This is a genomic window from Pseudomonas sp. PS02302, from assembly GCF_029959585.1.
Classification (GTDB): domain Bacteria; phylum Pseudomonadota; class Gammaproteobacteria; order Pseudomonadales; family Pseudomonadaceae; genus Chryseomonas; species Chryseomonas aestiva.
The window spans coordinates 59,311-76,604 of record NZ_JASCON010000005.1; the positions used below are offsets into that span (position 1 = coordinate 59,311).

The following is a 17,294-nucleotide window of genomic DNA, read 5'->3' on the forward strand; positions in this document are numbered from 1 at the left end:
GATATCCGCCGTACGCTGTTCCAGGCGCCTGCGATACCCCATGCTTGGCTTTCCAGCCCGGCGAAAACGACGATGCGTACCCAGTACGGCTTTACCCTGATCGAAACCCTGGTAGCGCTCGCCATTCTGGCGATCGTGATCAGCATTGCTGCGCCGTCGTTTACCCGAACGCTACAGAGCAACAGGGCTGCGGTCATGAGCAATGAATTGCTTGGCGCCATGCAGATAGCACGCTCCGAGGCCCTTAAACGTCGCGCTGACGTCACGTTATGTCGGCGCAACATCGCAGGTGATGCCTGCGAAAACGGTACCGACTGGACAGCAGGTTGGCTGATGATTCAGGGCGCGAACGTCATTCGGATCTGGGAGCCCACCACCGGCATTACCTTGACTGGTCTCGTCAATGGCGTCACCTATCGCAGCACCGGTCTCACCACCCTGACTGCCGCCCAATCATTCAGCATCGAAACACCGAGTTGCCGCCGCACGGTTTCGGTAAGCCTCACCGGGAACGCCTTCGTCAACCAGAACGGCTGCCAGTCGCCATGAATGCAAAGCAGCAAAGGGGCGCAACCCTGATCGAGGTATTGGTTGCCATGGTCATTCTGGCCATAGGCCTACTGGGGCTTGCAGGGCTGCAATCGGTAAGCGTCCAGAGCAACCAGGGTGCCTACTACCGCTCACAGGCGACTATCCTGGCCAACGACATGGCTGATCGTATGCGTGCGAACCGTACCGCTGCCTTGGCCGGCAGCTACGCCCTGACCACCTTTCCCGCTCCTTCGACCAGTAACGCCATTACTGGTACCCCTGCCCAGCGCGATACAGGGCAATGGCTCAACAATCTCGCAGCCACGCTGCCACAGGGTACAGGCACCATAGTGACCAGCGGAAAGATAGTGACCCTGACCATCTGCTGGAACGACAGCCGAGCCCGGATCAAGTCCACTCAATACGTGGCGCCACAGAACGACAGCTGTACCTCTACCGCCGAGAATTCGGGCTTCGAAGTCTTCTCCTACAGGACTCGCCTATGAAACACCGGGCGACTCGCCGCCAATCCGGCCTCTCCATAATCGAACTCATGATCGCCTTGCTTCTGGGCCTATTGCTCATGGGCGGCGTCATGCAGGTCTTCCTGTCTTCCCGGCAGACCTATCAGACCAATTCCGCGCTATCCCAGGTACAGGAATCAGGGCGCTTCGCCTTGGACTTTCTGGCCTATGATCTGAAGAACGCCGGCTATCGCGGAGACTGTCTGTTTCCGCTCTATGATCCAACCCCCTCGACTTTGACTAAAGACGAGCGCTATGTCCTCGGCACCGGCATCGAAGGCTGGAATGACACGGGAGAAAACTCGATCCCTGCCTGGCTGAACGACGTCTACACCACAAGCCGGCGAGCCGGAACGGACGTTGTTCTGCTCAAGCATGCCGCTGGCGCGACCGGGATAACACTGTCCAATTCGATAGGTGCGAACACCGACAGGCTTGCAACCACAGCAGCAACCGGCCAGACACCCGGTAGCCTGCTGATCATTTCCGACACAGCCGGTTGCCAGCTTTTCATTAATCAGAGCGCAGCCAACGCAGCCACCCTTACAACACAGCAGGTAATCAACCGCGCTTATGCGCAAACGGCGGTAATCTCGAATTTCCAAAGTTCGCTCTATTACATAGGTCAGAGTTCCGTTGCAGCCGGCCTTCCTGCTCTACGCCGAGTCCGCTATCTGGCCACAACCGACGCTCAGCCTTTGATTGTCGATGAGGAGTTGGTCAGTGGCATTCAGGACCTGCAGATCCAATATGCCGTAGGTGACAGCAACGGTCAGATAACGGGTGAATACAGAGATGCCCAGCTGATTACCGACTGGCAGGCAGTGATTTCCGCTCAGATCAACTTGATCGCCGTGAGTAGAGATACTCAGGCCGTATCGCCCGATCAGCAACTTACCTTCCGTGGCAATACCGTCACCCTTGCCAATGGCCGCCTGGGGCAGGTGTTCAACCAAACTGTCAGCATTCGGAACCACCTGCCATGAGAAAGTCGGTCGAACGCCAACAGGGCGCGGTATTGATCGTGACGTTGGTGATGCTGCTACTCATGACCTTGATCGCTCTCGCCAGCATGAGGGGCACTACGCTGCAGGAACGCATGGCAGGTAACGCCCGCGACCAAAGCCAGGCGTTTCAGGCGTCGGAGATGGCGCAGCGACAGGCCGAAGCCTTCGCCCTCACACGCAGCGTCACCGATTGGCAAAACACTGCCCAAACTGCCAACTGGACAAATGCGGATGCTTTGACAGACCTGCCCAATCAATCCCGCTTCAGGATCAATCCAACACCAGGGGTCAATCCGCTGAGATCCGGCGACGGCCTTCAGGTGATTCCGCTGGATGTCAGTGTGCTGCGCATCGAAACCCAAGGTGCTGGAGCAGCTACCACTGCCGGAGCCGGGTCGGCGTCCACGGCGAATGTCACCATCAACACCATCTTTGTCAGGCGATAGATACTTGGAGAGCGTCATGCCTCATCAGTTGCGATTTCTGACGTGGACTCTGCCTTCGGCGATGGTGCTGCTTCTGGTGAGTACGTCCGGTAACGCCACGGTATCCCAAACTCCGCTGGCCGTAGGAGGGGACATTCCGGGCAGCCTGGCATTGGTGCCCTCGGTAGAATGGCCGACGGTCCTATCTGTAGCCAACCTTGGCAGCTACAGTTCCGGCAATGTCTATAGCGGGTACTTCGATTCGGACAAGTGCTACACCTACGCCTTTGGCGGCTCACTGGACAATAGTTGGTTCAACCCTGTCAGCGCCGCCAATAGCCGCCGCTGCAGCGGTGCCAGGCAATGGAGCGGCAATTTTCTCAACTGGGCCGCTACTCCGACCATCGACCCTTTCCGCAGTGCCCTGACTGGTGGTGCCAGGGTGCGGGACGATGTTGGCCTTACCGTCCTGCAAAAAGCCCGTCACAGCGGGCAAAACTCTGCTGGCAACCGTTTGAATAGCGGTCAGGGACTGCTTCCAGCGTCAGAGATTGCTGGCGCTACCCCCTTTGCGGCCAACTGGGTCGGCTTCTATGTTCGTCTGGAAGGCCAGGGGTTCGACATGCTGTTCTCTAACTGGAACGATCGAATCGGTGGCGGCGGCTCTGCCGACTATGGCGCAGGCAACAATATGTCGAGCGTCTGGGTGAATCTGGATCCAAACGACAACAACCAATGGAGCGGAAATTTACTCAAGGCTGACTATACGGCGGGCTCGATACTCAACTCAACTCGCTATAGTGTCTATCGAGTAAGAGTTCAGGTTAAAGTATGCGACCCTACCATTGGCCTGGAAGCCAATTGCAAAAGATACTCGGCGAGCAACTACAAGCCAGAAGGCCTTCTGCAACAATATTCTGACAAGCTGCGCTACTCGGTATTCAGCTATCTGAATGATTCCAGCGCAACACGCGATGGCGGTGTCCTGCGGGCCAACCAAAGCTTCATTGGCCCGCTCAAACCAGATCTCAGCAGTAACTCTGCACGCGCCGAATGGGACCCGCAAACTGGCATCCTGGTGCGCAATCCTTCTGCCAGTGAAGCCTCGTCGACAGGCTTTGGAGTAGCAGATAGCGGTGTCATCAACTATCTGAACAAGTTTGGCTCAATGCCTTATGCGCCGAATACCTACCTGAACCTAAAGAGCAATGACCCGGTCAGCGAGCTCTATTATACAGCGCTACGTTACTTCAAGAACCAAGGGAACGTATCTGCCTACAGTACCTTGTCCGGCTCTACGGATACCGACAAATACGCCCAAGCCGACGGCTTTCCCGTAGTGACCAACTGGCAAGACCCCATCACCTATTCCTGTCAGAAGAACGTCATTCTCGGCATCGGCGACACGAATACCTGGAATGACAAGAATCTACCGGGAGGTATCACTTCCTCGGGCGGAGAACCGGCCAAGCCAGCGGAAGTGACCAGCGACACCTCTATAGATGTAGAGGCCTTGACACAGAAGGTCGCCAGTCTCGAAAACATCACCATAAGCACACCCTTCACCGGTCGTGGCAACTCTGCTTACATCGCCGGCCTTGCCTATGATGCCCATACGCGGGATCAGCGAAGCGACAAAGCAGGTAGCCAGACCATCTCCACCTACTGGATGGATGTCCGCGAGAACCAAAGTCTGGCCGGCAGATCGTCGAACCAATACTGGCTCGCTGCTAAATATGGCGGCTTCACAGTCCCTCAAGGGTTTGCCAGTAGTTCAGCCACCGCTGCTAGCATTACCGACGATCTCTGGTGGACCAGCGGTGAGTATCTCTCTTCCAATTACAAGCGCCCTGACAATTTCTACGTTGCTAGCGACGCCCCCAACATGATCAAGGGTCTTCGTGCGGCCTTTGCCAAGATCGTTCAAGAAGTAACTACTTCGACCACCTCGATCAGCACCAACGGCCAGCAACTCGATACCGGCAGCGGCACCTTTCAAACTCAATTCGAAGCCAAGTTCTGGAGTGGCGATCTTCTGGCCAGAACGCTAAGTGCTTCGGGTGTAGCCAGCTCCTCCAGTTGGAGCGCGGGAAACAAGCTTGACACCCTTGAGCCAAGTAGCCGGAAGATTTTTACGAGCAATACCCTAACCGCCCAGAGCAACAACGCCTATTCCTTGGCTGCAGGCCAGGGCGTCAATTTTCTCTGGAGCGGCTTGGATGCCGAGAGCAAGGTCGCGCTGCAAGCAACCGCGACGACAGGTACCAACGTAAGCACTACAGAAGGGTCGCGACGTCTCGACTATCTGCGCGGTGATCGGAGCCAGGAGACCGTCACTAGCAATCCCATGCGCAAACGCAAGAGTCGCCTGGGCGACATCGTAAACTCAGACCCTTTATATATAGGAAAACCAGATTACGGCTATAACCGTCTAGCCGGATCCGTATGGGGAAGTGCGGGTGAAAGCTATCTGACCTACCGTCAAAGCACAGCCTATCAGGCACGCAAGTCGCTGGTCGTAGTAGGCGCCAATGACGGCATGCTTCATGGTTTCGACGCCAGCCTGGCCGATGGCGGCAATGAACTGTTCGCCTATGTGCCTCGTACCCTGATGGGTGAACTCTACCGCCTAACCGACCCCAGCTACAGCCATCGTTACTATGTAGACGGCTCGCCAACGGGAGGAGATGCCTGGATCAACAATAGCTGGAAGTCCCTCATCGTGGGGACGGCGGGCGCCGGAGGAAACACCGTGTTTGCGCTGGACGCGAGCGACCCGGGTAACATGGCTCCCAGCAACGTACTTTGGGAGTTCTCTTCGCCCGACATGAGGTATCCCATTCAGAAGCCGGCTCTGGTCGCGCTGGAGAATGGGAAGTTCGGTGTGATCGTGACCAGTGGCTTCAGCGACAGCAGTGTCAGCCAGGGCAAGATCTGGATCTTGGACGCCGCCACTGGCAGTGTCCTCAAGACCCTTACTGTCGCTACGACCGGCGGCTTGGGAGAGCCGCTTGCCATTGATACCAATAACGACCGCATCGTAGACCGCCTTTATGCGGGCGATACTGCCGGCAATATCTGGCGCTTCGACCTGAAAGGCACCAACCCGGCGAACTGGGACGCTCCTGCAGCCCTAAAGAGCGGGGCAAACATTCTGCCCTTGTTCATTGCAAGGACAGCCAATGGCGCCGGCAATCCCACTCAACCTATCACCGCGCCTCTCGAAGCCGCCCTCAACAGCGACGGCAACCCGATCATTCTTTTTGGTACCGGAAGCTACTACCAGATTGGAGACAATGAGGTACCTGCCAACCCGCGCCTGGAAACCTTCTATGGCCTGATCGACAGGGGACAGCAAATCAGCCGTAGCAATCTCGTCGAACAGGCCATTATTGCCCAACAAACCATCGGTAACCGCCGTGCCCGCGCAGTCACCAGTGCCGAGATCGGTGCGGATAAATCAGGCTGGTTCATGGATCTGGCGTGGAAGAGCAGCAATGGCGGGTCCGGAGCGCTAACAAGCGAAAGGGTCATTGCCCGGCCGACGCTGAGAAACGGCGTCTTGGTCTTCACTACCATGACACCCAACAGTGATCCCTGCGGCGGCGGAGGTACAAGCTGGATCATGACGTTGAATGTGCTGAATGGAGGCACTCTCAACTTCAGTTTCTTCGACTACAACGGTGACGGAACCTTTGATCAGCGTGACTATTACAGCTTGGCAAATGGCACCAAAGTCCCTTTCTCTGGGATCTCAGACGATCAAAGCGGCATCATCAAGACGCCCAGCTTCGTTCGCGGTAACGGCAACACGACCGACGGCTCTACAGCAACCGGAAAATTGTGCCACTCGGACGCGAGTGGCAACACGATCTGCCAAGATATCAATGACCCGAATAGCAGTTCGAAACGCATGACCTGGCGCGAAATCAGATGAAGTCAATTACGCAAAATCAGCACTCAAACCACCAAAGAGGCTTCACGCTCATCGAACTGATGATCGTTGTGGCTATAGTTGGCATCCTGGCGGCCATTGCCTATCCGTCTTACACGGAGCACGTACGCAAGGGGAACAGGGCTGACGCTGAGGCTTCGCTCATGGAATTGGCGCAGCTCATGGAGCGAAACTACACCCGCCTCGGACGCTATACGACGGATGTGGCTGGTACAACGGCACCCACTCTGCCGTTCACTACCACTCCCAAGGATGGCGGGCGGGCCATCTACGATTTGAGCCTGAGTGCAGTCACGGCTACTAGCTATACGCTTCAGGCGGCCCCACGTGCAGGCGGCCCCATGGCAGGTGATCGATGCGGAAGTCTGACATTTACCAATACCGGGCTAAAGGGACAAGCAACCGGCGCCACCACCGCCGACTGCTGGCGCCGCTAGGGCGCCGGGGACGTCCTATACCGCCTTTACCCTGAGCTCTCGTGGCAGGGTGAAGGTGATGTGTTCCGGCTCGCCTTCCAGCTCGACCTCGCCGGTGGCGCCCCAGCTCTGCAGCTGGTCGATGACGCCGCGTACCAGGACCTCGGGGGCCGAGGCGCCGGCGGTGACGCCGATGCGCTGGACGCCTTCGAACCAGCTCTGCTGCAGGTCCTCGGCTCCGTCGATGAGGTAGGCCGGAGTGCCCAGGCGTTCGGCGAGCTCGCGCAGACGGTTGGAGTTGGAGCTGCTGGGGCTGCCCACTACCAGCACTACGTCGCTTTCCAGCGCCAGGGTCTTTACCGCGTCCTGGCGGTTGGTGGTGGCGTAGCAGATGTCGTTCTTGCGCGGGCCGTTGATGTGGGGAAACTTGGCGCGCAGGGCGTCGATCACAATGCGGGTGTCGTCCATCGACAGGGTGGTCTGGGAGACGTAGAACAGGGCTTCGGGGTTGCGCACCTCGAGCCTTGCCACATCGTCCTCGTCTTCCACCAGGTAGATGGCACCGCCGGCACGGTCGTCGTACTGACCCATGGTGCCCTCCACTTCCGGATGCCCGGCGTGGCCGATGAGGATGCATTCCTGGCCGTCGCGACTGTAGCGCGCGACTTCCATGTGCACCTTGGTCACCAGCGGACAGGTGGCGTCGAACACCTTGAGGCCACGCTCGGCGGCCTCGCGGCGCACGGCCTGGGAGACGCCATGGGCGCTGAAGATAAGGATGACATCGTCCGGTACGTCGGCCACGTCTTCGACGAAGACGGCGCCCCGGGCGCGCAGGTTGTCGACCACGAACTTGTTGTGCACCACTTCGTGACGCACATAGATGGGCGGACCGAAAACGTCCAGCGCCCGATCGACGATGTCGATGGCGCGGTCCACGCCGGCGCAGAAGCCGCGGGGATTGGCGAGCTTGATCTGCATAGGCTCCTCTGCCCGCTTCACGGGCGGCGGTAGATCAATGGGAGACGGCAGGCTCGATGGCCAGGATGTCCACGTCGAAGGTCAGCACACGGCCGGCCAGCGGGTGGTTGAAGTCGATGATCACCTGCTCGTCATCGTAGCTTTTGACCACGCCGGGCATCTCGCCGCCGGCGGCGTCGCTGAAGATGATCAGCAGACCGGGCGACAGCTCCATGTCACTGAAGTCGTCCCGGGCCATGGTCTGCAGGTTGCCGTCGTTGGGCTGGCCGAAGCCGCGCTCCGGCGGAATGGTCAGGCTGGTCTTGGTACCGGCTTCCAGGCCGAACAGCGCCTGCTCGAAACCGGGCAGCAGATTGCCGTCGCCGACGGTGAAGGTGGCCGGCGCCTTGTCGAAGGTGCTGTCCACCACGTCGCCGTTCTGCAGCTTGATGGCGAAATGCAGGGTGACCCGGGTATCCGGGCCGATGGTGATTTCAGCCATGGGCTTCCTCGGGCTTCTTCTTGCGGAACATGTCCAGGGCCAGCATCACGGCACCGACGGTGATGGCACTGTCGGCCAGGTTGAAAGCCGGGTAGTACCACTCCTGGCGCCAGTGCACCAGGATGAAGTCGATGACGTGGCCCAGCACCAGGCGGTCATAGAGATTGCCCAGGGCACCACCAAGGATCAGGGCCAGGGCGATGGCGGTCCAGGTATCGTTGCGCAGGCGCTTGAGCCAGACCACCAGGACCACGCTTACCACCGCCGCGATGCCGGCGAAGAACCAGCGCTGCCAACCGGAGTGATCGGCCAGGAAGCTGAAGGCAGCGCCCGGGTTGTAGGCCAGGGTCCAGCTGAGGATGTCCGGAATCACCGGCACCTGCTGGTAAAGCGACAGGTTGGCCTGGAAGTAGAGCTTGGTCAGCTGATCCAGCAGGATCACCAGCACACTCAGGGCCAACCAGGGCAAGGCACCGAAACGCTGGGCGTCACGCATGCTCACGGACCTCGCCCGCGCCGTAGACGTTGGTCACGCAGCGCGCGCAGATTTCCGGGTGCGCGGCATCCTGGCCGACGCTGTGGCTGTGGTGCCAGCAACGGGCGCACTTGGGCGCCTCGGACTTGCGCACCACCAGCTTGAGCCCGCTCAGCTCGCTGGTCACGGCGCCTTCCGGGGCCTTTTCCAGCGGCTGGACAGCGGCCTGGGACGAGATCAGCACGAATCTGAGTTCGTTGCCCAGAGCCTCCAGCACGGTCTGCAGGGCGCTGTCGGCGTAGAGGGTGATCTCCGCCTGCAGGCTGCCACCCAGGGTCTTGGCGGCGCGCTGGTTCTCCAGCTCCTTGTTGACCGCGGCCTTGACCGCCATCACCTGATCCCAGTAGGCGCGATCCAGGGTCGCACCCTCGGGTAGGGCGAAGAGGCCGTCGTACCAGGTGGTCAGCATCACCGACTCTTCACGCTCGCCCGGCAGGTACTGCCAGATCTCGTCGGCGGTAAAGGACAGGATGGGCGCGATCCAGCGCACCAGGGCTTCGGCGATGAGATACAGCGCGGTCTGGCAGGAGCGCCGCGGCAGGCTGTCGGCGCCGGTGGTGTACTGGCGGTCCTTGATGATGTCCAGGTAGAAGCCGCCCAGCTCCTGCACGCAGAAGTTGTGCACCTTCTGGTAGACGTTGAGGAAACGGTACTCGGCGTAGGCCTGCTCGATTTCCCGCTGCAGCAGCAGGGCGCGATCCACGGCCCAGCGATCCAGGTCGATCATGTCTTCGGGCGCGACCCGGTTGACCGCCGGATCGAAGCCGGACAGGTTGGAGAGCAGGAAGCGCGCGGTATTGCGGATGCGGCGATAGGAGTCGGCGCTGCGCTGCAGGATCTGGTCGGAGACGGCCATCTCGCCGGTGTAGTCGGTCGACGCGACCCAGAGGCGGAGGATGTCGGCACCCAGGCTGTCGATGACCTTCTGCGGAGCGACCACGTTGCCCAGCGACTTGGACTGCTTGCGGCCCTGCTCGTCCACGGTGAAACCATGGGTCAGCAGTTCCTTGTAGGGGGCATGGCCGTCGATGGCGCAACCGGTCAGCAACGAGGAGTGGAACCAGCCGCGATGCTGGTCGGAACCCTCAAGGTAGAGATCGGCCACCGGGCCCTGGTCATGGGCGAGTTCGGCGTGGGAGCCGCGCAGCACGTGCCAGTGGGTGGTGCCGGAATCGAACCAGACGTCGAGGGTGTCGCGGCTCTTGTCGTACTGGTCGGCTTCTTCGCCGAGCAGTTCGGCGGGATCGAGCTTGAACCAGGCTTCGATGCCCTCGCGCTCGACGCGCTGGGCGACCTCTTCCATCAGCTCGACGGTACGCGGATGCAGCTCGCCGCTTTCCTTGTGGGTGAAGAAGGGAATCGGCACGCCCCAGTTGCGCTGGCGCGAGATGCACCAGTCGGGCCGGCCGGCGATCATGCCGTGCAGCCGCGCCTGGCCCCAGGCCGGGACGAACTGGGTCTGCTCAATGGCCGCCAGGGAGCGCTCGCGCAGGGTGGCGCCCTCGTTGGGCTGCTTGTCCATGCCGACGAACCACTGGGCAGTGGCGCGATAGATCAGCGGGGTCTTGTGGCGCCAGCAGTGCATATAGCTGTGATTGATCGCCTCGTGCTTGAGCAGGGCGCCCGCCTCTGCCAGCGCGGCGACGATGGCCGGATTGGCCTTCCAGATGAACTGGCCACCAAACAGCGGCAGCGATTCGGCGTAGACGCCGTTGCTCTGCACCGGATTGAGGATGTCGTCGTTGCTCAGGCCGTATTGCTTGCAGATACGGAAGTCGTCCTCGCCATAGGCGGGCGAACAGTGCACCACACCGGTCCCGGCGCCCAGCTCGACGTACTCGGCCAGGTAGATGGGCGACAGCCGCTCGTACAGCGGATGGCGGAAGTTGATCAGCTCCAGGGCGGTACCCGGGGCGGTGGCGATCACCTCGCCCTGCAGGCCATAGCGCGCCAGACAGCTTTCCACCAGCTCCTCGGCCAGCAGCAGCAGACGATCGCCGACGTCCACCAGCGCATAGGTGAATTCGGGATGCACGTTGAGCGCCTGGTTGGCCGGAATGGTCCAGGGGGTGGTGGTCCAGATGACGATGGCGGTGGGCTTGGCCAGCGTACCGAGGCCGAAGGCGGCCGCCAGCTTGTCGGCATCGGCGACCGGGAAGGCCACGTCGATGGCGTCGGATCTCTTGTCCTGGTACTCCACCTCGGCCTCGGCCAGTGCCGAGCCGCAGTCGAAGCAGAAATTGACCGGCTTGAGGCCCTTGAAGACGAAGCCCTTCTTGACCAGTTCGCCGAGGGCACGGATCTCGCCGGCCTCGTTGGCGAAGTTCATGGTCAGGTAGGGGTTGCTCCAGTCACCGAGCACGCCCAGACGGACGAAGCCGGCCTTCTGCTCTTCGATCTGCTCGCTGGCATAGGCGCGGCAGCGCTCGCGGGTCAGGTCCGCCGGCTGATTCTTGCCGAAGGTGGTTTCCACCTTGTGCTCGATGGGCAGGCCATGGCAGTCCCAGCCCGGCACATAGGGGGCATCGAAGCCGGCCAGGGTCTTGGAACGGGTAATGATGTCCTTGAGGATCTTGTTCAGCGCATGACCGATGTGGATGCTGCCGTTGGCATAGGGCGGACCGTCATGCAGGATGAAGGTCGGACGGCCCTTGCCGATGGCGCGCAGCTTCCCGTACAGGTCGATGTCCTGCCAGCGCTTGAGCGCTTCCGGCTCGCGCTGCGGCAGGCCGGCTTTCATCGGGAATGCCGTTTCCGGCAGGTTGAGCGTCGCTTTGTAATCGGTCATGTCAGTCCAGGCTCGTTGACGGTTGCCCCTGCCAGTAGGCGCGGGCCGTGGCGACGTCCGCTTCGATCGCCGCCTTGAGGGCCTCCAGAGAGGCGAATTTCTGTTCGTCACGGACCTTCTGCACGAAGGTCACGCTGAGGTGGCGGCCATAGAGGTCGCCGGAAAAGTCCAGCAGATGGATTTCCAGGTGCGGACGGCCATCGCCCTGCACCGTCGGCCGCTGGCCAATGTTGGCCACACCCGGCACCACCTGCCCATCGATCAGGCTGCTGACCAGATAGACGCCGCGCAGCGGCGGCCGGCGCCGCTTGAGCTGGACGTTGGCGGTCGGCCACCCCAGCTGACGCGCCAGCTTCTGGCCGTGCAATACCCGCCCCGAAAGGCTGTAGGGGCGCCCCAGCATACGCGCAGCCAGGGCCAGATCGCCGTCGACCAGGGCCTGGCGGATCAGGGTGCTGCTCACCCGCAGGCCGTCCAGCTCGACGGTGGTGGCGGCTTCCAGGGTGAAGCCGTGGTCGCGGGCGGCCAGGTTCAGATAGGTAAAGTCGCCGGCGCGGTCGCAGCCGAAGCGGAAGTCGTCGCCGATCTCCAGGTGTTTCACCCCCAGGCCTTCCACCAGCACCTGCTGGACGAAGGCCTCGGCGGACAATTCGCGCAGCCGCCGATTGAAATTCAGGCAGAGCACGTTGTCGACGCCCAGGCGCGCGAAGCATTCCAGTTTCTCGCGCAGGCGGGTCAGGCGCACCGGCGCGATGTCGGGCAGGAAGAATTCGCGGGGCTGCGGTTCGAAGATCACCACGCAACTGGGCACCCCAAGCTCCGCCGCCCGCTCACGCAGCCGCGCGAGGATGGCCTGGTGCCCCAGGTGAACCCCGTCGAAGTTGCCAATGGTGGCAACGCAGCCCTTGGGAAAGGCGTCGAGATGATGGAGACCGCGAAACAGCTGCATGGATAGGGATTGCTCAGAAATTAATCGATTATATCCGGATGCCCGCCGCGAGGACAGGCGCACACCCGGCCTTGTGCAATCACAGCACCGCGCGCCGATTGAAGTCGCGCACGCGGAAGCCGAGCAGGAAGAGACTGGCGAAATAGGCCAGCACCCCCGCCGCGACCAGCCCGCCCAGACGCAGCAGGCGCTGCCACATCAGCCCCTCGCTCCAGCTGGGCAGCAGCTGCATCAGACCGAACAGGACGGCGGTCATCACCGCCACCGCGATCAACAGCCGGAGCAGGAAGCCCGTCCAGCCAGGCTGAGGCATGAACAGGTTATGGCGGCGCAACTGCCAGAATAAAAGGCCGGCGTTGAGACAGGCCGCCAGACCTATGGCCAGGGCCAGGCCAACGTGCTGCAGCGGTCCGATCAGGATCAGGTTGAGCACCTGGGTCACTGCCAGGGTGAAAATGGCGATCTTCACCGGCGTCTTGATGTTCTGCTGGGCATAGAAGCCCGGCGCCAGCACCTTGACCAGGATGATGCCGAGCAGCCCCACGGCATAGGCGACCAGCGCCCGCTGGGTCATCAGGGCGTCATGGGCATCGAAGCGACCGTACTGGAACAGCGAGACGGTCAGCGGCTCGGACAGCAGCGCCAGGGCCGCGGAGCACGGCAGCACCAGCAGGAAGCACAGCCGCAGGCCCCAGTCGAGCAGCCGTGAATACTCCTCGCGATCGGCCTTGGCGTAGGTGCGCGACAGCGCCGGCAGCAGGATGGTCCCGAGCGCCACGCCGAGCACCCCCGAAGGCAACTCCATCAGGCGATCGGCGTAGTACATCCAGGACACCGAGCCGGCCGCCAGGAAGGAGGCAAAGATGGTGTTGATGATCAGCGAGATCTGACTGACCGAGACCCCGAGGATCGCTGGCCCCATCTGCTTCATGACCCGCCAGACGCCGGTGTCGCGCAGATTCAGCCGGGGCAGCACCAGCATGCCGATGCGCTTGAGGTGTGGCAGCTGATAGAGGAACTGGGCCAGGCCACCCACCAGGGTCGCCCAGGCCAGCGCCATGATCGGCGGATCGAAATAGGGGGTCAGGAACAGCGCGAAGATGATCATGCTGATGTTGAGCAGGGTCGGCACGAAGGCCGGCACGTTGAATCTGTTCCACGTATTGAGTACGGCGCCGGCCAGGGAGGCCAGGGAGATCAGCAGGATGTAGGGAAAGGTCACCCGCAGCAGGCTGGACGTGAGGGCGAATTTCTCCGGGGTATCGACAAAGCCCGGCGCGGTGATCCAGATCACCAGGGGCGCGGCCAGCATGCCCAGCACCGTGACCACCGCCAGCACCAGGGTCAGCAGGCCGCTGACATAGGCCAGGAAGGTCCGGGTAGCCTCCTCGCCCTGCTGGGCCTTGTATTCGGCCAGGATGGGCACGAAGGCCTGGGAAAAGGCGCCCTCGGCGAAGATGCGGCGCAGGAGATTGGGCAACTTGAAGGCGACGAAGAAGGCGTCGGTGGCCATGCCGGCGCCAAAGGTGCGGGCGACGATGGTGTCGCGCACGAAACCCAGCACGCGGGACAGCATGGTCATGGAGCTGACGGCGGCCAGGGACTTGAGCAGATTCATGGCTGGGAGAGGACTCGGTGAACGCAGCGGGACGTGACGATGGAAGCGCGCAGGCGCAGTCGTGCGATGGGCACAAGCGATCGAGTGTAACGAGGCCCTTCATCGGCGACCAGCCGGATATCCATCCAGACGGCCTTGACAGCCGCCGCCAGGGACGTCAAGATTCGCGACCTTAATTTAGCTCTGTACTTGCTACAGAGTTCGCTCTGTACCCAATACAGTCTTTTTCGAAGGAGCTCCACGGTGGCTAACTCCCCCTCCGCCAAAAAACGCGCCAAACAGGCTGAGAAGCGTCGCAGCCACAATGCGAGCCTGCGCTCCATGGTGCGTACCTACATCAAGAACGTCGTCAAGGCGATCGAAGCCAAGGACCTGGAAAAAGCCAAGTCCGCTTACGTCGCTGCCGTTCCGGTCATCGACCGCATGGCCGACAAGGGCATCATCGACAAGAACAAGGCCGCTCGTCACAAGAGCCGCCTGAACGCTCACATCAAGGCCCTGGCTACCCCCGCCGCTGCCTGATAAGCGCTCGAACAAAAAACCGGCCTAGGCCGGTTTTTTATTGCCTGGGCTTCGAGCGCCCAACGCCTCCGGAGAGGCGCCAGGATCGACGATCGTCAGACCAGGACCAGATTGTCCCGGTGGATCAGTTCGGGCTCGTAGACGTAGCCCAGCTCGACGACGATGGCATCCGAGGGCCGACCCAGGATGCGCCGCGCTTCGGTCGCACTGTAGTTGACCAGGCCACGCGCCACTTCGCGCCCATCCGGACCGACGCAGGCGACCATCTCGCCACGCCGGAAGCTGCCTTCCAGTTCGCGCACCCCCACCGGCAACAGACTGCGATGACCGCCCACCAGGGCCTGCACCGCCCCCGCATCCAGGCGCAGGGTGCCGCGCACCTGCAGATGCCCGGCCAGCCACTGCTTGCGCGCCGCCACCAGGCCGCGCTCGGGTGACAGCAGGGTCCCCAGCTGCTCGCCCTGCTGCAGGCGACTGAGCACCTGCTGGATACGCCCGCCGACGATGACGGTATAGGCACCGGAACGCGCCGCCAGGCGAGCAGCACGCAGCTTGGTCTGCATGCCGCCACGCCCCAGGGCACCGCCGGTACCGCCAGCGACCAGATCCAGGGCCGGATCGTCGGCACGCGCCTCGCTGATAAGACTGGCGTCGGGGTTGTTGCGCGGATCGGCGTCGAACATGCCATCGCGATCGGTGAGGATGACCAGCAGATCGGCCTCGACCAGGTTGGCCACCAGGGCAGCCAGGGTGTCGTTGTCGCCAAAGCGGATCTCGTCGGTCACGACGGTATCGTTTTCGTTGATCACCGGCACCACGCCCAGGCTCACCAGCGTCCGCAAGGTGCTGCGGGCGTTGAGATAGCGCTTGCGATCGGACAGGTCGTCATGGGTCAGCAGGATCTGCGCGGTCTGCACCTGGTGCTCGGCAAAGCTGGATTCCCAGGCCTGCACCAACCCCATCTGCCCCACCGCCGCGGCCGCCTGCAACTCGTTGATGGCGGTCGGACGCTGCGTCCAGCCGAGTCGGCTCATGCCGGCCGCCACCGCACCCGAGGACACCAGCACCAGCTCGATGCCCGCCCGGTGCAGGGCCACCATCTGCTCGACCCAACCGGCCATGGCCCCACCGTCCAGACAACGACCGTCGTCGGTCAGCAGGGCACTGCCGATCTTCACCACCCAGCGCTGGGCGCCAGAGACCTGATCACGCATGGGCAAGCTCCTTTCTTACCGTACGTAGAAGATTTCCGGACCGTCGCCGTCGTCTTCGTCATCGAAGTCGTCATCGGCGTCGTCCACCGCCTTGACGCCGGAACGGCGCAGGGCACGCTGGTCATCCAGCGCCTGCAGCCGCGCCCGCGCCTCGTCCTCGATGCGCTGATCGAGCTCTTCCAGCGCCTCGGCATAGGCCGGATCCTCGGCGAGGCGCAGGGTACGCTCGTCGAGATACTGCATGATCGCCTGACAGAGCTGCTCGGTCCCCTCGCGCTCCAGCGCGGAGATGACGAAGACCGGACCCTGCCAGTCCAGATGCTCGACCACTGCCTTGAGGCGCTCTTCGCGCTCGTCATCGAGCAACTGGTCGGCCTTGTTCAGCACCAGCCAGCGATCACGCTCGCCCAGCGCCGGACTGAATTTGGTCAGCTCGTTGATGATGGTCTCGGCGGCCTCGGCCGGATCGCTCTCATCCAGGGGCGCCATGTCGACAAGGTGCAGCAGCAGACGGGTTCGCGCCAGGTGCTTGAGGAAACGGATCCCCAGACCGGCGCCTTCGGAAGCCCCCTCGATCAGCCCCGGAATGTCGGCGACCACGAAGCTCTTGAAGCGCCCCACGCTGACCACACCCAGGTTCGGCACCAGAGTGGTGAAGGGATAGTCCGCCACCTTGGGCTTCGCGGCCGACACCGCACGGATGAAGGTGCTCTTGCCGGCATTGGGCAGGCCGAGCAGACCGATGTCCGCCAGCACCTTGAGCTCCAGCTTGAGATCACGCTCTTCGCCGGGCTTGCCGGGCGTGGTCTGCCGCGGCGCACGGTTGGTGCTGGACTTGAAACGGGTATTGCCGAGGCCGTGCCAGCCGCCCTGGACCACACGGATGCGCTGACCGGGCTGGGTCAGGTCACCGATGATTTCCTGGGTCGCCGCATCGATCACCGTGGTGCCCACGGGGACCGGCAGCACCAGGTCTTCACCCTTGGCGCCGGTGCACTCGGTGCTCCCACCCTTTTCACCGTTCTGCGCGGTGAAACGTCGGGTGTAACGGTAATCGACCAGGGTGTTCAGGTTGATGTCGGCTTCGAGCCAGATCGACCCGCCATCGCCGCCGTCACCGCCATTGGGGCCACCCTTCTCGATGAATTTCTCCCGGCGGAAACTCATCATGCCGTTGCCGCCGTCACCCGCTTTTACGTGTATGGATACTTCATCGACGAATTTCATCTGGACCTCCCGCGCTCGCGGGCCGCTGCAAACAAGGAAATAGCTTAACTACAAGGGAAATAGCTTAACTACAAACGAAAAAGCCCCGTCGGGTAGACAGGGCTTTTCTTTCGTCACGGGC

General features: G+C 61.9%; 15 protein-coding genes. 7 read left to right on the forward strand and 8 right to left on the reverse strand.

The features are described from left to right. Positions 1-72 precede the first annotated feature (72 nt). From QMX82_RS03195 to QMX82_RS03220, 6 genes are read left to right on the forward strand one after another with little or no spacing between them, the layout of a single operon-like run. Entirely contained in the window at positions 73-549 is a 477-nt protein-coding gene (locus tag QMX82_RS03195; RefSeq protein ID WP_208692776.1) for a GspH/FimT family pseudopilin, read from the forward strand. Further along, a complete protein-coding gene (gene pilV / locus QMX82_RS03200) occupies positions 546-1,037 on the forward strand; it encodes a type IV pilus modification protein PilV (RefSeq protein ID WP_133861304.1) in 492 nt (163 codons plus the stop codon). The genes QMX82_RS03195 and pilV overlap by 4 nt, the downstream gene beginning before the upstream one ends. After that, the gene (locus tag QMX82_RS03205) at positions 1,034-2,041 is read left to right on the forward strand and encodes a PilW family protein (protein WP_208692778.1); all 1,008 of its coding nucleotides are present in this window, start codon (positions 1,034-1,036) and stop codon (positions 2,039-2,041) included. The genes pilV and QMX82_RS03205 overlap by 4 nt, the downstream gene beginning before the upstream one ends. Continuing rightward, a complete protein-coding gene (locus tag QMX82_RS03210) occupies positions 2,038-2,508 on the forward strand; it encodes a pilus assembly PilX family protein (protein ID WP_133861305.1) in 471 nt (156 codons plus the stop codon). Before QMX82_RS03205 ends, QMX82_RS03210 begins: the two co-directional genes overlap by 4 nt. Before the next feature lie 16 nt (positions 2,509-2,524). After that, the gene (locus QMX82_RS03215) at positions 2,525-6,424 is read left to right on the forward strand and encodes a pilus assembly protein (RefSeq protein WP_282281244.1); all 3,900 of its coding nucleotides are present in this window, start codon (positions 2,525-2,527) and stop codon (positions 6,422-6,424) included. Beyond that, positions 6,421-6,879: a type IV pilin protein gene (locus tag QMX82_RS03220; protein ID WP_208692782.1), complete on the forward strand. Its 459-nt coding sequence runs from the start codon at positions 6,421-6,423 to the stop codon at positions 6,877-6,879. Before QMX82_RS03215 ends, QMX82_RS03220 begins: the two co-directional genes overlap by 4 nt. A 15-nt stretch (positions 6,880-6,894) precedes the next feature. Here the strand turns inward: QMX82_RS03220 and ispH are convergent, their stop codons facing one another. The 6 genes from ispH to murJ all read right to left on the reverse strand — a co-directional run bounded on the left by ispH (position 6,895) and on the right by murJ (position 14,210). Further along, on the reverse strand, positions 6,895-7,839 hold the full coding sequence (ispH, locus tag QMX82_RS03225) for a 4-hydroxy-3-methylbut-2-enyl diphosphate reductase (RefSeq protein WP_208692784.1): 945 nt from the start codon (positions 7,837-7,839) through the stop codon (positions 6,895-6,897). A gap of 34 nt (positions 7,840-7,873) precedes the next feature. Continuing rightward, positions 7,874-8,320, reverse strand: coding sequence for an FKBP-type peptidyl-prolyl cis-trans isomerase (locus QMX82_RS03230; protein WP_183633015.1), 447 nt, complete (start codon positions 8,318-8,320; stop codon positions 7,874-7,876). Beyond that, the gene (gene lspA / locus QMX82_RS03235) at positions 8,313-8,816 is read right to left on the reverse strand and encodes a signal peptidase II (protein ID WP_133861310.1); all 504 of its coding nucleotides are present in this window, start codon (positions 8,814-8,816) and stop codon (positions 8,313-8,315) included. Before lspA ends, QMX82_RS03230 begins: the two co-directional genes overlap by 8 nt. Continuing rightward, positions 8,809-11,643 (reverse strand): isoleucine--tRNA ligase, encoded by a 2,835-nt coding sequence (gene ileS / locus QMX82_RS03240; RefSeq protein WP_282281246.1) that lies wholly within the window; start codon positions 11,641-11,643, stop codon positions 8,809-8,811. The genes lspA and ileS overlap by 8 nt, the downstream gene beginning before the upstream one ends. Before the next feature lies 1 nt (position 11,644). Beyond that, positions 11,645-12,592, reverse strand: a complete 948-nt coding sequence (gene ribF, locus QMX82_RS03245; protein WP_282281248.1) for a bifunctional riboflavin kinase/FAD synthetase — start codon at positions 12,590-12,592, stop codon at positions 11,645-11,647. A gap of 79 nt (positions 12,593-12,671) precedes the next feature. Continuing rightward, positions 12,672-14,210 carry a murein biosynthesis integral membrane protein MurJ gene (murJ, locus tag QMX82_RS03250; RefSeq protein ID WP_208692789.1) on the reverse strand — a complete coding sequence of 513 codons (1,539 nt, stop codon included), beginning with the start codon at positions 14,208-14,210 and terminating at the stop codon, positions 12,672-12,674. Positions 14,211-14,453: 243 nt separating this feature from the next. On the opposite strand from murJ, the gene rpsT reads away from it, so the two are divergent. Next, positions 14,454-14,732 carry a 30S ribosomal protein S20 gene (rpsT, locus tag QMX82_RS03255; protein WP_007160795.1) on the forward strand — a complete coding sequence of 93 codons (279 nt, stop codon included), beginning with the start codon at positions 14,454-14,456 and terminating at the stop codon, positions 14,730-14,732. 95 nt (positions 14,733-14,827) lie between these two features. Here rpsT and proB read toward each other — a convergent pair whose 3' ends face one another. Both proB and cgtA read right to left on the reverse strand, forming a co-directional pair. Then, entirely contained in the window at positions 14,828-15,946 is a 1,119-nt protein-coding gene (gene proB / locus QMX82_RS03260; RefSeq protein WP_282281252.1) for a glutamate 5-kinase, read from the reverse strand. Positions 15,947-15,961: 15 nt separating this feature from the next. Beyond that, a complete protein-coding gene (gene cgtA / locus QMX82_RS03265) occupies positions 15,962-17,173 on the reverse strand; it encodes an Obg family GTPase CgtA (protein ID WP_133861314.1) in 1,212 nt (403 codons plus the stop codon). Positions 17,174-17,294 lie beyond the last annotated feature (121 nt).